This is a genomic window from Serratia sp. EWG9 (genome assembly GCF_019913725.1).
Classification (GTDB): Bacteria; Pseudomonadota; Gammaproteobacteria; order Enterobacterales; family Enterobacteriaceae; genus Serratia; species Serratia ureilytica.
Genome location: NZ_JADNRO010000001.1, coordinates 199,341 through 215,812, shown reverse-complemented (window position 1 = coordinate 215,812; position 16,472 = coordinate 199,341). Strand labels below are relative to the sequence as shown.

The following is a 16,472-nucleotide window of genomic DNA, read 5'->3' as shown; positions in this document are numbered from 1 at the left end:
AACGCGGGGTTCCGTGACGTTAGGCTTGCTCGCAGCGGGTGATTCGCGTAAAACTGTCAGCCGCAAATCTTGCCACTCACAACCCATTCACTGGACGATATGTTTCAAGATAACCCGCTGCTGGCGCAGCTAAAACAGCAACTTCACTCTCAGACCCCGCGCGTTGAAGGCGTAGTGAAAGGGACTGAGAAAGGCTTTGGCTTTCTTGAAGTAGACGGTCAAAAAAGCTACTTCATTCCGCCGCCGTACATGAAGAAAGTCATGCACGGGGATCGCATTATCGCCACCCTGCACACCGAGAAAGAGCGCGAAATCGCCGAGCCGGAAACCCTGGTCGAGCCGTTCCTGTCACGCTTTGTCGGCCGCGTGCAAAAGCGCGACGATCGTCTGTCCATCGTGCCCGATCATCCGTTGCTGAAAGACGCGATTCCGTGCCGCCCGGTGCGTGAACTGACCCACAACTTCCAGGCCGGCGACTGGGCGGTGGCGGAAATGCGCCGCCATCCGCTGAAAGGCGATCGCGGCTTCAACGCCGACCTGACCCAGTTTATCACCGACGGTGAAGACCATTTCGCCCCGTGGTGGGTGACGCTGGCGCGTCACAACCTGGAAAAAGAGGCGCCGGAGATGCAGGCCCTCAGCGAGCCGGACGCTGCGCTGGTGCGTGAAGATCTGACCGCGCTCGAATTCGTCACCATCGACAGCGCCAGCACCGAAGACATGGACGATGCGCTGTACGTGACCGACAACGGTGACGGTTCGCTGCAGTTGACCATCGCCATCGCCGATCCTACTGCCTACGTAGAACAAGGCAGCAAGCTGGACGACATCGCCCGCGTGCGCGCCTTCACCAACTATCTGCCGGGCTTCAACATCCCGATGCTGCCGCGCGATCTGTCGGACAACCTGTGCTCGCTGCGCCCTAACGAGCGCCGTCAGGTGCTGGCTTGCCGCGTGACCATCGCCGCCGACGGCGCGCTGGGCGAAGATATTCAGTTCTTCGCCGCCGAGATCGAGTCCAAAGCCAAACTGGTGTACGACGAAGTCTCCGACTGGCTGGACGGCATTGCCGGCTGGCAACCGCCGAGCGACGCCATCGCGCAACAGATCACCCTGCTGAAACGCGTTTGCGACGCGCGCAACGCCTGGCGCCACCAGCATGCGCTGGTATTCAAAGATCGCCCGGACTACCGCTTCGTGCTGGGTGAAAAAGGCGACGTGCTGGAGATCGTTACCGAGCAGCGCCGCAGCGCCAACCGCATCGTTGAAGAGTGCATGATCGCCGCCAACGTCTGCGCCGCCATCGTGCTGCGCGATCGCCTGGGCTTCGGCGTGTACAACGTGCACACCGGTTTCGATCCTGCGCTGGTTGAGCAAGCGGTCACCGTACTGCAGGCCAACGGCGTCGAAGCCGAAGCCGAGAAGCTGCTGACCCTCGACGGTTTCTGCGAACTGCGCCGCCACCTGGATGCGCAGCCGACCCAGTTCCTCGACAGCCGCATCCGCCGCTTCCAGACCTTCGCCGAGATCAGCACTACGCCGGGGCCACACTTCGGTCTGGGGCTGGAGGCTTACGCCACCTGGACATCGCCGATCCGTAAATACGGCGATATGGTCAATCATCGCCTGCTGAAGGCGATCATCAACCAGCAGCCGGCGGAAAAACCGCAGGATGACGTGACGGTGCAGCTGGCGGAACGCCGCCGCCTGAACCGCATGGCGGAACGCGACGTCGGCGACTGGCTGTACGCCCGTTTCCTGCAGGACAAGGCCGGTACCGATACCCGCTTCAACGCCGAGATTATCGACGTGACACGCGGCGGCCTGCGCGTGCGCCTGCTGGACAACGGCGCGGTTGCCTTCATCCCGGCGCCGTTTATTCACGCGGTGCGAGACGAGATGCAGTGCAGCCAGGAAACCGGCACCGTGCAGATCAAAGGCGAAGTGGTTTACCGCCAGAGCGATACCTTGCAGGTCACCATCGCCGAAGTGCGTATGGAAACCCGCAGCGTGATCGCCCGGCCGGCAGCCTGAACGCCAGCCTGAAATGGTAGCGACGCCAAACGCCGACGGTGAAAACCGCCGGCGTTTTTTTCGTCCGCGCTCGCTAACGCAATGGGTCACCGCCGGTTTCACGCAGCAATGGCAGCACCGCCAACGAAGCCAGCGTCGCCAGCATCAGGTAGACGGCGGGCGCCAGCAGCGAGCCGCTCAACGCGATCGACTGCGAGGCGATATATTGGGCGAAGCCGCCGAAAATCGCCACGCCGAGGCTGTAGACCAACGCAAACCCCAATGCGCGAATGCGCTGCGGAAACAGCTCCGAAATCATCAGCATGGTCGGCACCGAGCCGAGCGTGGTCAATCCGACCAATATCGCGACAATCAGCAGCAGCACCGCCGGATGCGGCGCGGCGCTCAGCCACCAAAACGCCGGCAAGGCCACGATCAAGATAGCGATGCGCGAGCCTCGTATCAGTGGCAAGCGGCCATAGCGATCGCACCAGTGCCCGACCAACAGGCTGCCGCCGAAGGTCACCAGCCCCGCCAGCAGCATCGCGGCATAGCCGTAGGCCTGCGGCATGCCTAAGTATTTCACCGCGTAAGTGCCGAGATAATACATCGAGATGTAAGTGGCGACGGTGGCGCCAATGGTCAGCATCACGCCGAGCACCACCGCCCGCGAGTGCCGTCGCAGCTGCGCCGGCGGTTCATGGGCCCGCGACACCGGCAGCCGGTCGCTTTCCAATCCGAGACGCAGCCAGCAACCGAGCGGCGCCAGCGCCACACCGATAAAGAACGGAATGCGCCATCCCCACTCGGCCATGGCATTCGGCTCGCCGGAGATCGCCGGCAACGCCGTGCTGAGCGCCAGCGCGGTGACGCCGCCGACCACGGTGGCGATGCCCTGTGTCGCCAGCGACCAGCTGGAATAGAAGCCTCGCCGGTTAGCTGGCGCCGACTCCACCAGCAACGACATCGATGCGCCCACCTCGCCGCCCGCCGCCACGCCCTGGATCAAACGCGCCGCCACCAGCGTGACGGTTCCCCAATAACCGGCGCTGGCGTAGGTCGGCGCAAAGCTGATCATCGCCGTGCCGAGGCTCATCAGTGAAATCGTCAGGATCATCGCCGGCTTGCGGCCATGGCGATCGGCATAGGCGCCGATCAGAATGCCGCCCAGCGGCCGCATGAAAAAACTGACGCCAAACGTGGCGAACGCCAACAGCAACGCCAAATTGGGATCGCTCGAGGGGGGAAAAAACAATACGCTGATATAAATAACGAAGAAGTTATAGATACCGAAATCGAAAAACTCCAGCGCATTGCCGAAGGAGGCGGCAAATATCACTTTCTTGCCGCCTACCCTCGCAGGCGCGTTTATTGTTGGTTGCGTCGCCGCCGTATTTTCACTCATTATTATCTTCCCTGTTATTATTCTTCGAATTTATTTTAAATACGCTTCCGCCAACGCTCCCCAATACTGGCTGCCGGCCGCCAGACACCCATCGTTAAAGTCATATCCCGGGTTATGCACCATGCAGCTCCCTTCGCCGTCGCCGTTGCCGATGATCAGGTAGCAGCCTTGCGGATGCGCATCGAGCATAAAGGCGAAGTCTTCGCTGCCCATCAGCGGCCTGGCGCCGTAGTGTGCGCGGGCGGCGCCGAACTGCTGCTGCGCCACGCGATGGGCGAAACGGGTCATCGCTTCGTCGTTGACCAACACCGGCGTGCCGTTAACGTGTTCCACCGTCGCGTGGGCGCCGAAGCTTGCCGCCTGCGCTTCGATCAGCGCCGGAATGCGCGCCAGCAGCGTAGCGCGCGCCTGGCGATCCAGCGAGCGTACGCTGAGCTTCATCTCCGCGCTGTCCGGGATCACGTTGGCCGCCTCGCCGGCCTTGATGCTGCCAACGGTGATCACCGCCGCTTCCAGCGGATCGATATTGCGCGAGACGATGCTCTGCAGCGCGACGGTGATATGCGAGGCCACCAACACCGGATCAACCGCCAGCTGAGGGATGGCGCCGTGGCCGCCGCGCCCCTGCACCCGCACGTTGAACTGATCCATCGAGGCCATAAACGGACCGTGTTGGAAGAAGAACTCACCGAGCGGCATCCCCGGCATGTTGTGCATAGCGAAGATGGCATCGCAGGGGAAGCGTTCGAACAGCCCCTGTTCCACCATGCGCGCGCCGCCGTTCAGCATCTCTTCCGCCGGCTGGAAAATCAGATGCAGCGTGCCGTTGAAACGGCGGGTTTGCGCCAGGTAGCGCGCGGCGCCGAGCAGCATGGTGGTATGGCCGTCATGGCCGCAGGCGTGCATGCGGTTGGCCACGCTGCTGCTCCAGGGTTTGCCGTTGTTTTCCTCGATCGGCAAGGCGTCCATATCGGCGCGCAGGCCAAGGCGTTTAACGCCGTCGCCCACCCGCAGCGTCCCCACTACGCCGGTGCCCGCCAATCCGCGGTGTACCTCATAGCCCCACGAGCTTAGATAATCCGCCACCAGATCGCTGGTGCGAAATTCTTCAAAACCCAACTCGGGATGCTGGTGAATATCATGCCGGATGGCCGTAAGCTGCGGTAAATACCCTTCAATGACTTTATTTATCATAATTAAATTCCTTTCGTAGCTTTATTATTTATTTAATGAATGAATAAAAGTGCGAATTGAAATAAAGGTATAACACGGCATGAGTAATTTTATTTCGGCGCGCCTCGCCAGATAAAATAATAGGCCGCCAGACGCCGTGCTCAGATAAAAAACGGCGATGATTCGCTGTATGCGAAGTGAAAGTGCAGAATGAACTTCTGCCGGAAAGCACATGGGCCGCAGCCTGCGCCAGCGGTGTTTCATCACATTGTTTTTACACTAAAACCCCACCTGCTTCACATTTCTCATCCGACCTGCCGCGGTTCGGCGGCAAAACTTCTACTGTTAAAACGTCATTCCTAATAACAACGTCGATTTTACCTCTGCACGCCAAGGAGTTATTTCATGAGAAACATCAGGTCCGGATTTATCTGGCTGCTGGTGGCGTTGGTCGGCGCCTTCGCCTTCGCCATGCTGGCGCTCAGCCGCGGCGAGCACGTCAACGCCGTCTGGCTGGTGGTCGCCGCCGTCGCCTGCTACAGCATCGCCTACCGCTTCTACAGCCGGTTCATCGCCGACAAGGTCTTTGAACTGGATGCTCGCCGTCTGACCCCGGCCGAACGCCACAACGACGGCCTGGACTACGTGCCCACCAACAAATGGGTGCTGTTCGGCCACCACTTCGCCGCCATCGCCGGCGCCGGGCCGCTGGTGGGGCCGATCCTGGCCGCGCAGATGGGCTTCCTGCCGGGAACCATCTGGATCCTGGTCGGCGTTATGTTGGCCGGCGCGGTGCAGGATTTTCTGGTGCTGTTCATCTCCACGCGCCGCGACGGGCGTTCGCTGGGGGAAATGGCCAAGCAAGAGCTGGGCGCGTTCGCCGGGGTGATCACCATGCTCGGCGCGTTGGGCGTTATGATCATCATCCTGTCGGCGCTGGCGCTGGTGGTGGTAAAAGCGTTGGCCGACAGCCCGTGGGGGCTGTTCACCATCGCCGCCACCATCCCGATCGCCCTGTTCATGGGCATCTACATGCGCTTTATCCGGCCGGGCAAGATCGCTGAAATTTCGGTGATTGGCTTCGTGCTGATGCTGCTGGCGATCGTTTACGGCGGCAACGTGGCGCAAGATCCCTATTGGGGGCCGTTCTTCACGCTGCACGGCACCACCCTGACCTGGGTGCTGGTGATCTACGGCTTCGTCGCCTCGGTGCTGCCGGTGTGGCTGCTGCTGGCGCCGCGCGATTACCTTTCCACCTTTATGAAAATCGGCGTCATCATCGGCCTGGCCATCGGCATCGTCTTCGCCATGCCGGAGATGAAAATGCCGGCGGTCTCGCGCTTTATCGACGGCAGCGGCCCGGTGTTCGCCGGTGCCCTGTTCCCGTTCCTGTTCATCACCATCGCCTGCGGCGCCATTTCCGGCTTCCACGCGCTGGTCTCCAGCGGCACCACGCCGAAGCTGGTGGAGCGCGAAAGCCACATCCGCTTTATCGGTTACGGCGCCATGCTGATGGAGTCTTTCGTCGCCATCATGGCGCTGATCTGCGCCTCGGTGCTGGATCCGGGCGTCTACTTCGCCATGAACTCACCGGCGGCGCTGATCGGCACCACGGTGGAAAATGCTTCGCAGGTCATTAACAGCTGGGGCTTTATCGTCACGCCGGAGACGCTGGCGCTGATCGCCAAAGAGGTGGGCGAGAACGCCATCCTGTCGCGCGCCGGCGGCGCCCCGACCTTCGCCGTGGGCATGGCGCACATCATCAGTGAGGTGTTCAACAGCCGGGCGATGATGGCGTTCTGGTACCACTTCGCCATTCTGTTCGAAGCGCTGTTCATCCTGACCGCCGTCGACGCCGGCACCCGCGCCTGCCGCTTTATGGTGCAGGATCTGGTGGGCGTGGCGGTGCCGCAGCTGGCCAATAACCGCTCCTGGTTCGGCAACCTGGCGGGCACCACGGTGGCGGTGGCCGGTTGGGGTTTCTTCGTGTATCAGGGCGTGGTCGATCCGCTCGGCGGCATCAATACCCTGTGGCCGCTGTTCGGTATCGGCAACCAGATGCTGGCGTCGATGGCGCTGATCCTCGGCACCGTGGTGCTGTTCAAGATGAAAAAGCAGCGCTACGCCTGGGTGACTATTCTGCCGACCGCCTGGCTGTTCGTGACCTCCATGACCGCCGGCTGGCAGAAGATCTTCCACGAAAAACCGAGCATCGGCTTCCTGGCGCAGGCGAAGAAGTTCTCCACCGGCATCGAGCAAGGCACGATCATTGCGCCGGCCAAATCGTTGAAAGACATGGAAACCATCGTGTTCAGCAACCAGATTAACGCCGCGCTGTGCGGGTTCTTTATGCTGGTGGCGGTGACCATGCTGATCGCCGCCTTCTTCGCGATCCGCCGGGCGCTGCGCGCCGAACAGCCGACGGCGCACGAGGTCGGCGCCGCGCTGAGGGAAGAGGCCGGCCGCAGCTAAACGAACCGAGCATCAAGCAAGGGCGCCGCGGCGCCCTTTTTACTGGCTTTAGCCTAACAGCGTGGAGCCGAACGCCCCTTGCCAATCCTGTTCGAATTTCTCGACCGCGGCCTGCACTGCCGGCGCGTTCAGGAACTGCTCCGCGACGTCCACCGGCAGCGTGATGGCCTGGCAGCCCGCCAACAGGCACTCCAGCGCCTGGCGCGGCGTTTTGAAACTGGCGGCCAGCACCTGCGCCGACGGCGCATGCAGGCTCAACAGCTGCTGCAGCTCGTGCACCATTTCGATGCCGTCGCCGCCCTGCGCGTCCACCCGGTTGACGTAAGGCGCCACATATTCCGCCCCGGCCAAGGCCGCCAACAGCCCCTGTGCAGCGCCGTACACCGCGGTGCCCAACGTCGGAATGGACATCGTTTTAAGCTTCTTGATCGCCGCCAGCCCTTCGGCGGTCGCCGGGATTTTCACCACCAGCCCCGGTACCCGCTGGCTGAGCAGCGCCGCCTCCGCCACCATACGTTCCGCATCGGTCGCCATCACCTGTGCAAACAGCTTGCCGGTGCCGCCGAGGGCGTCGCGCAGCGCGGGCAGCACTTCCCAGATCGGCTTGCCTTCCTTCGCCACTATGCTCGGGTTGGTGGTGACGCCGTGCAGCGGCAGAATGCGCGCCAGGCGTTTTACCGCGGTCACATCGGCGGTATCGAGATAAAGCTCCATCACGGACTCCTGTGTCATGTTCTGTAGGCGGATTCAAACTCTGATCATCATAGGGCAAAAACCGCGCTAACTTTTGATCAAAATCAATTCAACTTTCATTCGAAACATCTTTAATGGCGAAAGATACAGCAACGCCAAACGGGTGACTCATGATCTTCAATCTGCAGCGCTACTCGACCCATGACGGCCCGGGCATCCGCAGCGTGGTCTTTTTAAAAGGCTGCCCGCTGAGCTGCCGGTGGTGTCAGAACCCGGAAAGCCGCTCGCGCCACGCAGACCTGCTGTTTGACGAACGCCTGTGCCTGAGCGGCTGCACGCTGTGCGCCGAGCGTTGTCCGCAAGGGCTGCAACGCACCGCCGGGCCGTTGACGCTGCAACGCGAGCTGATTAGCGCAGACGATTATGCCGCCCTGGCCGCCGCCTGCCCGACCGGCGCGCTCAGCCTGTGCGGCAGCCCGATCAACCCCGACGATATCATGGCCGAGGTGATGCGGGATAAGCCTTTCTACCTGCGCAGCGGCGGCGGTTTAACGCTGTCCGGCGGCGAACCCTTTATGCAGCCGGACATCGCGGCGGAGCTGCTGCGGCGCGGCCGCGAGGCCGGCATCCACACCGCCGTCGAATCCTGCCTGCACGTCCCGTGGCGTTATATCGCCCCTTCGCTGCCGTGGCTGGATCTGCTGCTGGCCGATCTCAAACACACCGACGAAGCGCGCTTCAGAGCCTGGACCGGCGGTTCCGCCCGCCGGGTGATGAGCAATTTTCGTCGGCTGGCGGCGCACGGCGTACCAATGACCGTACGCGTGCCGCTGATCCCCGATTTCAACGCCGATCGCCGCTCTGTCCGTGCCATCGTCGACTTCGCCGCCGACGAGATCGGCGTGTCGGAGATCCACTTTCTGCCGTACCACACGCTCGGCATCAACAAGTACCACCTGCTCGGCGAACCCTACCGTGCCGCCCGCACGCCACTGGACGCACCCGACCTGCTGGCCTTCGCCGAAGACTATGCCGGCGCCAAGGGCCTGACCGCCATTTTGCGAGGATAACACCATGACCACGTTGGATTTGACTACCCTGAGCGCCCGTATCCAGGCGCATAAGAATGCGCTGATTCACATCGTCAAACCGCCGGTGTGCACCGAACGCGCGCAGCACTATACCGAGGCCTATCAGCAGCATCAGGACAAGCCGCTGCCGGTGCGCCGCGCCCTGGCGTTGGCCAACCATCTGGCGAAACGCAGCATCTGGATCGCCAACGACGAGCTGATCGTCGGCAACCAGGCCAGCGAGCTGCGCGCCGCGCCGATCTTCCCCGAATACACCGTCGGCTGGATAGAAAACGAAATAGACCAGTTGGCCGACCGGCCGGGCGCCGGTTTTTCGGTCAGCGACGAGAACAAGGCAATTTTGCATCGTCTGTGCCCCTGGTGGCGCGGCCAAACGGTGCAGGATCGCTGCTACGGCATGTTCACCGACGAACAGAAGGCGCTGCTGGCCACCGGCATCATCAAGGCCGAGGGCAACATGACCTCCGGCGACGCCCATCTGGCGGTCAACTTCCCGCTGCTGCTGGAACAAGGCCTCGATGGCCTGCGTGAAAAAGTGCGCGCGCGCCGCAGCCGCCTGCGTCTGACCGAGTGGGAAGATCTGCACAAGGCGCAGTTTCTCAACGCTATCGATATTGTGTTGACGGCGCTGAGCGGGCACATCCTGCGCTTCGCCCGCCTGGCACGCGACATGGCGCAAAACGAAGCCCGCGACTGGCGGCGCGCCGAGCTGCAGACCCTCGCGGACAACTGCGACCGGATCGCCCATCGCCCACCGCAAACCTTCTGGCAGGCGCTGCAGCTGTGCTATTTCATCCAGCTGACGTTGCAGATCGAATCCAACGGCCATTCGGTTTCCTTTGGCCGCCTCGATCAGTATCTCTATCCCTGGTATCGGCGCGACGTGGAGCTGGAGCAAAACCTGACGCGGGAAAACGCCATTGAGCTGCTGCACAGCTGCTGGCTGAAGCTGCTGGAGGTCAACAAGATCCGCTCCGGCTCACACTCCAAGGCCTCCGCCGGCAGCCCGCTGTACCAGAACGTCACCATCGGCGGGCAAAAACTGGTCGATGGCCGGCCGTGCGACGCGGTCAATCCGCTGTCCTACGCCATTCTCGAATCCTGTGGCCGCCTGCGCTCCACACAGCCCAACCTCAGCGTGCGTTACCACGCCGGGATGAGCGCCGATTTCCTCGACGCCTGCGTACAGGTGATCCGCTGCGGTTTCGGCATGCCGGCATTCAATAACGACGAAATTGTCATTCCCGAGTTCATCAAGCTGGGGGTCGAACCGCAGGACGCTTACGACTACGCCGCCATCGGCTGTATCGAGACCGCCGTCGGCGGCAAATGGGGCTATCGCTGCACCGGCATGAGCTTCATCAACTTCGCCCGCGTGCTGCTGGCGGCGCTGGAACAAGGCCGCGACGCCACGTCCGGGCAGATCTTCCTGCCGCAGGAACAGGCGCTGTCCAAAGGAAACTTCGCCGATTTCGAGCAGGTGATGGCCGCCTGGGATCGGCAAATCCGCTACTACACGCGCAAGTCAATTGAGATCGAGTGCGTGGTGGACAGCGTGCTGGAGGAGAACGCCCACGATATCCTCTGCTCCGCGCTGGTGGATGACTGCATTGAACGCGGCAAAAGCATCAAACAAGGCGGCGCCAAATACGATTGGGTTTCCGGGCTGCAGGTCGGCATCGCCAACCTGGGCAACAGCCTCGCGGCGGTGCGCAAACTGGTGTTCGACCAAGGGGCGATCGGCCAGCAGCAGTTGGCGACGGCGCTGGCCGAAGACTTCTCCGGGCTGGATGGCGAACAGCTGCGTCAGCGGCTGCTTAACGCTGCGCCCAAATACGGCAACGATGTGGACGAGGTCGATCGGCTGCTGGTGCGCGCCTACCAAACCTACATCGAAGAACTGAAGCAGTATCGCAACACCCGCTTCGGCCGTGGGCCAATCGGCGGCGGCTATTACGCCGGCACCTCGTCGATTTCGGCCAACGTGCCGTTCGGCGCTGCCACCCTGGCCACGCCGGATGGCCGCAAGGCGCACACGCCGCTGGCGGAAGGCGCCAGCCCGGCGTCCGGCACCGACCACCTGGGGCCGACGGCAGTGTTCAATTCGCTCGCCAAGTTGCCGACCGAGGCGATCCTCGGCGGCGTGCTGCTCAACCAAAAGCTGAACCCGGCGACGCTGGACAACCCGCGCGATCGGGAGAAGCTGATGCTGATGTTGCGCACCTTCTTCGAGAGCTATCGCGGCTGGCATGTGCAGTACAACATCGTGTCGCGCGACACGCTGCTGGCGGCGAAGCAACACCCTGACCAATATCGTGATTTAGTGGTTCGCGTAGCTGGCTATTCCGCCTTCTTTACCGCATTATCCCCTGAGGCGCAGGATGATATTATTGCGCGCACAGAACATACTCTTTAAACCTTTGACTCTTAGTGGCCGCACCTTGGCGGCCGCATCATCAGGCCGATATGAATTTACGACAACAGACCATATTGCAGTTGGTTAACGATCGCCGCCGGATCAGCGTCAATGAGCTGGCGCGCGCTTCGGGCGTCTCGGAAGTCACCATCCGGCAGGATCTCAACCTGCTGGAAAAACGCAGTTATCTGAAGCGGGTGCACGGCTCCGCCGTGGCGTTGGAAAGCGACGACGTCGACGCCCGCATGATGTCCAATTTCACCCTTAAGCAACGATTGGCGCAGTACGCCGCCGCGCAGGTCAACGACGGCGAGACGATTTTTATCGAGAGCGGCAGCGCCAATGCCCTGCTGGCGCGCTACATCGCCGAACGCAAGCGCATTACGCTGATCACCGTCAGCCACTACATCGCCAACCTGCTCAAAGAAACCGACTGCGACGTGATTGTGTTGGGCGGCATGTACCAGAAGAAAAGCGAGACCGTGGTCGGCCCGCTCACGCGGCTGTGCATTCAGCAGGTGCATTTCAACAAAGCGTTTATCGGCATTGACGGCTTTCAGGCCGAAACCGGCTTTACCGGCCGCGACATGATGCGCGCCGATGTGGTCAGCGCGGTGCTGGCCAAGGGCGTGGAGAATATCGTGCTGACGGATTCCAGCAAATTCGGCCAGATCCAGCCTAACCCGCTGGCGCAGCCGGGGCAAATCAGCCGGGTGATCACCGATTCACGTTTGGCGCTGGAGTATCAGCATCAGCTGAAACGTCAGGGCGTACAGGTGGAGCTGGTCAACGAATAACGCGCCGCGCGGGCCACGCCGCCCGCCGTTTCCCTTGCGCAGCGGGATTTTAAGACTATTTACCTGTTTATCCTTCCCGAGAAACCTATACTCAGCTTCGGTAACTTTTGGGCCGTAACCCGCTAATTATTCGGCCGTTAACAAAAAATGCCATTTTTTATATCGATACCGTATGGGAATCAACAGCAGGCCTGATTTATGGTTAACGCCTATACTTATAGGGCACTTCCATATAGCCAATGCTAAGGAGAAGTCATTATGATGATTATCAATAAACGTTTCGCCACCGCCGCTCTGGCTCTGACTCTGGCGTTTTCACTGAGCGCCTGTTCCAACATGTCCAAACGCGATCGCAACACCGCTATCGGCGCGGCGCCGGTGCAGTCGGCGGCGCAGTGCTGACCAACGGCAGCGCTTTGGGCACGCTGGGTGGGGCTGCGGTGGGCGGCATCATCGGTCACCAGGTTGGCAAATAACCTGCCCGATGCTCCTCCGCCGACAGGCGGGCAAAAGCGCCTCGGCGCTTTGACGTATTAACCAATAACGATGATTTCAGGTCTGTTTTACTTTAAGTCTATGGTTCTTTCGCCGTTAACGGGTTAACCCCCGGCAGCAACAACCTCTAGCCATGCCGCAGCATTGCACTGCGGCATGGCGATTCGCCTCAACCGCCCGCCAGTTTGACCTTCATGCCTTTGGCTTCCAGCAGCTGTTTGAGCAGATCGCGTTTATCGCCCTGGATCTCGATGACTCCCTCTTTCACCGAGCCGCCGCAGCCGCATTTCTTTTTCAGTTCGGCCGCCAGTTTGTCGAGCGCGGCATCATCCAGATCGACGCCGGTAATCAGGCACACGCCCTTCCCCTTGCGGCCGCTGGTCTGGCGCTGGATGCGCACAACGCCATCGCCCTTGGCGCGTTGCGGTTTAACCTCTTCCTGCTTGATGCGACCGGTGTCCGTGGAATACACCAGACGGCTGTTATCGTCATTCATCATCGCTTCCTCAGGCCAAAGAGGCGCGGATCGCGCGCAGCGTCGCGGCCGGATCCGCAGATTGGGTGATCGGACGCCCAATCACCATATAGTCCACGCCGGCGGCCTGCGCCTGCACCGGCGTCATAATACGACGCTGATCGCCCGCCGCGCTGCCTTCAGGGCGGATCCCCGGCGTCACCAGTTGGAAAGCCTGCCCGCAGGCGGCCTTCAGGCACTGCGCTTCGTGTGCCGAACACACCACGCCGTCCAGCCCGCAGTCGCGGGTCAGGCGCGCCAGGCGCTCGGCGTGTTCTGCCGGACTCGCCTCGATGCCGATGCCGCGAAGGTCTTCCGCTTCCATGCTGGTCAGCACCGTGACGGCGATCAGCAGCGGCGCATCCGCCCCGTATGACACCAGCGCTTCTTTAGCGGCGGTCATCATGCGCGCGCCGCCGCTGGCATGCACATTGACCATCCAAACGCCCAGCTCGGCCGCTGCGGCTACCGCATGCGCCGTGGTATTGGGAATATCGTGGAATTTCAGGTCAAGAAATACGTCGAAGCCGCGCCCGTGCAGATCGCGCACCAGCTGTGGTCCAAACAGCGTGAACATTTCTTTGCCCACTTTCAGCCGGCAGTCTTGCGGATCGATACGGTCGGCGAACGCCAGCGCAGCGTTCTTATCGGCGTAATCCAACGCCACAACGATTGGAGATGATTTTAAGTCATTGTTATTAGCGTTATTTTCAGACTTCATTTCTTCTACCTTCTGTAAAATGGAGATAATCAGGGACTCACCCGCGAAACTGACCGCCGCATTCTACATGCCAGGGGCCAGAAATCCCAGCCACAGCGCGCACCGGCGCTCTGTCATGTTACCTTGCGTCTTTGTCATGGCGCGTCAACGTAAGCGCGTCAGCAATAAACCACGCAGCGTAAAACGCCGTAAAGATGCGTAAATTATAGATCAAATATTTTGAACAACTTGCTCAGCATTATCAGATTTTCAATCGGCCCAGATGCTTTATTATTCACCACATCGGAAGCGAATGGCTTCCTTCCTAAATAAACAGACTGGAGTCACCCATGAAAACCATCAAATATTTTGCAGCCGCTGCCGCTATCGCACTGACCTCTTTCGCCACTTTGGCCGCTGAGCCTATCAACAGCCAGCAGGCCGATAGCCTGACCGCGACCGGCGTCGTTTCCGCAGGCCACGCAACCACCCTCAGCAGCCTGGAGAAAAAACTGGCCGCTAAAGCAGATGCTCAGGGCGCCAGCAGCTACCGCATTATCTCCGCCGGCGGTAACAACATGTTGAGCGGCACCGCGATCATCTACAAATAAGGTTTCCGGTACAGGGCCCGAGATTTCGGGCCCTGCCTCTATTTCCCGCTTAAAAACCCGCCTTTGCCCCGCTCTTTATTGTTACAAAAATATTAAATTTTTATTACACACTAGACACCCGATCGCCAGTGGCTTAGCTTGAAGGCATCTTCCTGCAGAAAGGCTTTCAAAATGAGCGAGATATCGACACTTACCATTAAAATTCCTCTGGCACTGAAGGAGAAAATCCGCGCCGCCGCCGCTGAAAACGAATTTTCATTGAGCGTGGAAGTGTGCCAGCGCCTGGAAAGCAGCTTCAACGCGCCCGTCGTCAAGGCAGAAAAACCGGCCAAGAAAGCGGACGACCTGCACCACGGCGAGATCGACAATCAAAGCACCGAAGAAGAAATCGAACAGCCTCTGAGCCAGAAAGAGCTGAAGAAGCTGCGTCAGCTATTGAAAACCGGCGCTAAAGGCGGCAAGAAAAAGTAAGCGATGAACATAAAAAAACGGGGCGAACAATCGCCCCGTTTTGTTTTGTCTCGCCGCCACGCTATTGTCCGTCCAGACCGCGGATCGGTTTAACCGATGACCAGGCGCGACACGACGGACAATGCCAATAGAGCGAGTGCGCGGTGAAGCCACATTTGTGGCAGCGGTAACGCGGTTTGGTGCGAATTTGCTCGCCGACCATATCGCGCAACAACAGCAGACTCTCTTTCGCACGGCCGTCTTCAGCGTCCGCCAGGTGATAATCCATCAGCCGATAAAACACCCGCATAGTGGGGTGACGCTGCAGCTGACGGTTGATATAGACCTGCACCACGTCGCGCCCTTCGTGCTGCTCGATGATTTCGGCCAGCATCAGATCGGCGGTTGCGCCGGTGTTCTCTTCCACGCAGCGCTTAAGGAAATCAGCCCAGTTGTGCTGCTGTTCCGGCAGATGCGTGTAGCATTCCTGCAGCATCGGCAGCGTTTCGCTGACCAGCTCTTTATCCTGGCTCAGTACGCGCTGCAGCGACTCCGCCGCTTTGGCGTAATCGTTTTGCGCCATGTAAATGCGCCCGAACATGATGGACACGCGCGCGCACTGTTTATCGGCCGCGTCCGCACGCTTGAGCAGGCTCATCGCCCGATCGAGATCGTCGCTGCCCATCGCCTGCAGCGCCAGTTCACAATAAAAGTGCGCGATCTCGACGCGTTGTTTCTCTTTGCCCAGCTTGACCAACTTTTCCGCCACGTCGATCGCTTTCTGCCAGTCGCTGGTCGCCTGATGGATCACCAGCAATTGCTGCAGCGCCGAGACGCGAAAATCCGCTTCGTCAGTCAACTGGCTGAACATGTCTTCCGCACGGTCGTAAAGCCCGGCGGCCATATAGTCACGGCCCAGCTGCTGCACCGCCAACAGGCGCTGCTCAAAGGTCAGGGAAGCGCTTTCCATCAAGGCCTGATGGATGCGGATAGCGCGGTCGACTTCGCCGCGCGAGCGGAACAGGTTGCCCAACGTCAGGTGGGCCTCAACGGTGTTGCTGTCCTCTTTCAACATGTCGAGGAACAGATCGACCGCCTTATCCTGCTGGTTTGAAAGCAGAAAGTTCACCCCTGCCACGTATTCACGCGACAGGCGGTTGGCTTCTTGCTGTTTATCCTGCTGAGCGCTTCTGCGCCCCATGTACCAACCGTACGCGGCAGCCACGGGCAGCAACAGAAACAGCAGTTCTAACATAGAGGGTTATTCCTTGCTGACAACGGCCTGAGCCGCCGGTTCAGCGGGCTGCTCAAGCTGCAGCTCCAGCCTTTTGATCTTGCGCTCGGCACGGCCCAGCGCAATGCGCGTACGCAGATAGAACAGACCGCAAATGATCCAGCCGAGAATGAAACCGGCGCCAAACAGCGTGGCCAACAGGGTCGATACGCGATAATCGCCCTGCGCAACCAGATAGTTAAAATTGACCACCTGATCGTTATGCGCGCCCAGGGTGACGGAAATCACGAAGATCACCAGAACCAACAAAAAAATCAGCAAATATTTCACATTCTTTCCCGCGATGCCGAGTGAATCGGATGAACGATGCCAAAACGTGGCGTCCCTAACCCTTAAGTTAGCATTTCC

General features: G+C 60.4%; 14 protein-coding genes and 1 pseudogene. 8 read left to right on the top strand and 7 right to left on the bottom strand.

What is annotated here, in order from left to right:
* Window positions 1-99 precede the first annotated feature (99 nt).
* Window positions 100-2,034, top strand: coding sequence for an exoribonuclease II (locus ITX55_RS01100; protein ID WP_033650269.1), 1,935 nt, complete (start codon window positions 100-102; stop codon window positions 2,032-2,034).
* A 73-nt stretch (window positions 2,035-2,107) separates the two neighbouring features.
* On the opposite strand, the gene ITX55_RS01095 is transcribed toward ITX55_RS01100, so the two are convergent.
* Together ITX55_RS01095 and ITX55_RS01090 are read right to left on the bottom strand one after the other, a co-directional pair.
* Complete coding sequence (locus ITX55_RS01095) at window positions 2,108-3,418, bottom strand: MFS transporter (RefSeq protein ID WP_197756066.1); 1,311 nt, start codon at window positions 3,416-3,418, stop codon at window positions 2,108-2,110.
* A 30-nt stretch (window positions 3,419-3,448) separates the two neighbouring features.
* On the bottom strand, window positions 3,449-4,612 hold the full coding sequence (locus ITX55_RS01090) for a M20 aminoacylase family protein (RefSeq protein WP_074054093.1): 1,164 nt from the start codon (window positions 4,610-4,612) through the stop codon (window positions 3,449-3,451).
* 384 nt (window positions 4,613-4,996) lie between these two features.
* Here ITX55_RS01090 and ITX55_RS01085 point away from each other — a divergent pair, with 384 nt between their 5' ends.
* Window positions 4,997-7,063 carry a carbon starvation CstA family protein gene (locus ITX55_RS01085; RefSeq protein WP_223084704.1) on the top strand — a complete coding sequence of 689 codons (2,067 nt, stop codon included), beginning with the start codon at window positions 4,997-4,999 and terminating at the stop codon, window positions 7,061-7,063.
* 48 nt (window positions 7,064-7,111) lie between these two features.
* Here ITX55_RS01085 and fsa read toward each other — a convergent pair whose 3' ends face one another.
* Window positions 7,112-7,777: a fructose-6-phosphate aldolase gene (gene fsa, locus ITX55_RS01080; protein ID WP_033643250.1), complete on the bottom strand. Its 666-nt coding sequence runs from the start codon at window positions 7,775-7,777 to the stop codon at window positions 7,112-7,114.
* Window positions 7,778-7,926: 149 nt separating this feature from the next.
* Here fsa and ITX55_RS01075 point away from each other — a divergent pair, with 149 nt between their 5' ends.
* The 4 genes and pseudogenes from ITX55_RS01075 (at window position 7,927) to osmB (ending at window position 12,536) form a co-directional block, all read left to right on the top strand.
* Entirely contained in the window at window positions 7,927-8,826 is a 900-nt protein-coding gene (locus ITX55_RS01075) for a glycyl-radical enzyme activating protein (protein ID WP_223084702.1), read from the top strand.
* Window positions 8,827-8,830: 4 nt separating this feature from the next.
* On the top strand, window positions 8,831-11,263 hold the full coding sequence (locus ITX55_RS01070; RefSeq protein ID WP_223084698.1) for a formate C-acetyltransferase/glycerol dehydratase family glycyl radical enzyme: 2,433 nt from the start codon (window positions 8,831-8,833) through the stop codon (window positions 11,261-11,263).
* A 50-nt stretch (window positions 11,264-11,313) separates the two neighbouring features.
* Window positions 11,314-12,060: a DNA-binding transcriptional regulator YciT gene (locus tag ITX55_RS01065; protein WP_004930631.1), complete on the top strand. Its 747-nt coding sequence runs from the start codon at window positions 11,314-11,316 to the stop codon at window positions 12,058-12,060.
* A 258-nt stretch (window positions 12,061-12,318) separates the two neighbouring features.
* Window positions 12,319-12,536: pseudogene (gene osmB, locus ITX55_RS01060) on the top strand (osmotically-inducible lipoprotein OsmB).
* 188 nt (window positions 12,537-12,724) lie between these two features.
* Here the strand turns inward: osmB and yciH are convergent.
* Together yciH and pyrF are read right to left on the bottom strand one after the other, a co-directional pair.
* On the bottom strand, window positions 12,725-13,051 hold the full coding sequence (gene yciH, locus ITX55_RS01055; RefSeq protein ID WP_004930637.1) for a stress response translation initiation inhibitor YciH: 327 nt from the start codon (window positions 13,049-13,051) through the stop codon (window positions 12,725-12,727).
* A 10-nt stretch (window positions 13,052-13,061) separates the two neighbouring features.
* Window positions 13,062-13,790, bottom strand: a complete 729-nt coding sequence (gene pyrF, locus ITX55_RS01050; RefSeq protein ID WP_042784665.1) for an orotidine-5'-phosphate decarboxylase — start codon at window positions 13,788-13,790, stop codon at window positions 13,062-13,064.
* Between the two features lie 329 nt (window positions 13,791-14,119).
* On the opposite strand from pyrF, the gene ITX55_RS01045 reads away from it, so the two are divergent.
* Both ITX55_RS01045 and ITX55_RS01040 read left to right on the top strand, forming a co-directional pair.
* Window positions 14,120-14,380 carry a YdgH/BhsA/McbA-like domain containing protein gene (locus ITX55_RS01045; RefSeq protein WP_033643254.1) on the top strand — a complete coding sequence of 87 codons (261 nt, stop codon included), beginning with the start codon at window positions 14,120-14,122 and terminating at the stop codon, window positions 14,378-14,380.
* 171 nt (window positions 14,381-14,551) lie between these two features.
* On the top strand, window positions 14,552-14,851 hold the full coding sequence (locus ITX55_RS01040) for a hypothetical protein (protein WP_033643255.1): 300 nt from the start codon (window positions 14,552-14,554) through the stop codon (window positions 14,849-14,851).
* Window positions 14,852-14,912: 61 nt separating this feature from the next.
* Here ITX55_RS01040 and lapB read toward each other — a convergent pair whose 3' ends face one another.
* Both lapB and ITX55_RS01030 read right to left on the bottom strand, forming a co-directional pair.
* Window positions 14,913-16,085 carry a lipopolysaccharide assembly protein LapB gene (lapB, locus tag ITX55_RS01035; RefSeq protein WP_015378034.1) on the bottom strand — a complete coding sequence of 391 codons (1,173 nt, stop codon included), beginning with the start codon at window positions 16,083-16,085 and terminating at the stop codon, window positions 14,913-14,915.
* Window positions 16,086-16,091: 6 nt separating this feature from the next.
* Entirely contained in the window at window positions 16,092-16,394 is a 303-nt protein-coding gene (locus ITX55_RS01030) for a LapA family protein (RefSeq protein WP_033643257.1), read from the bottom strand.
* Between the last annotated feature and the right edge of the window lie 78 nt (window positions 16,395-16,472).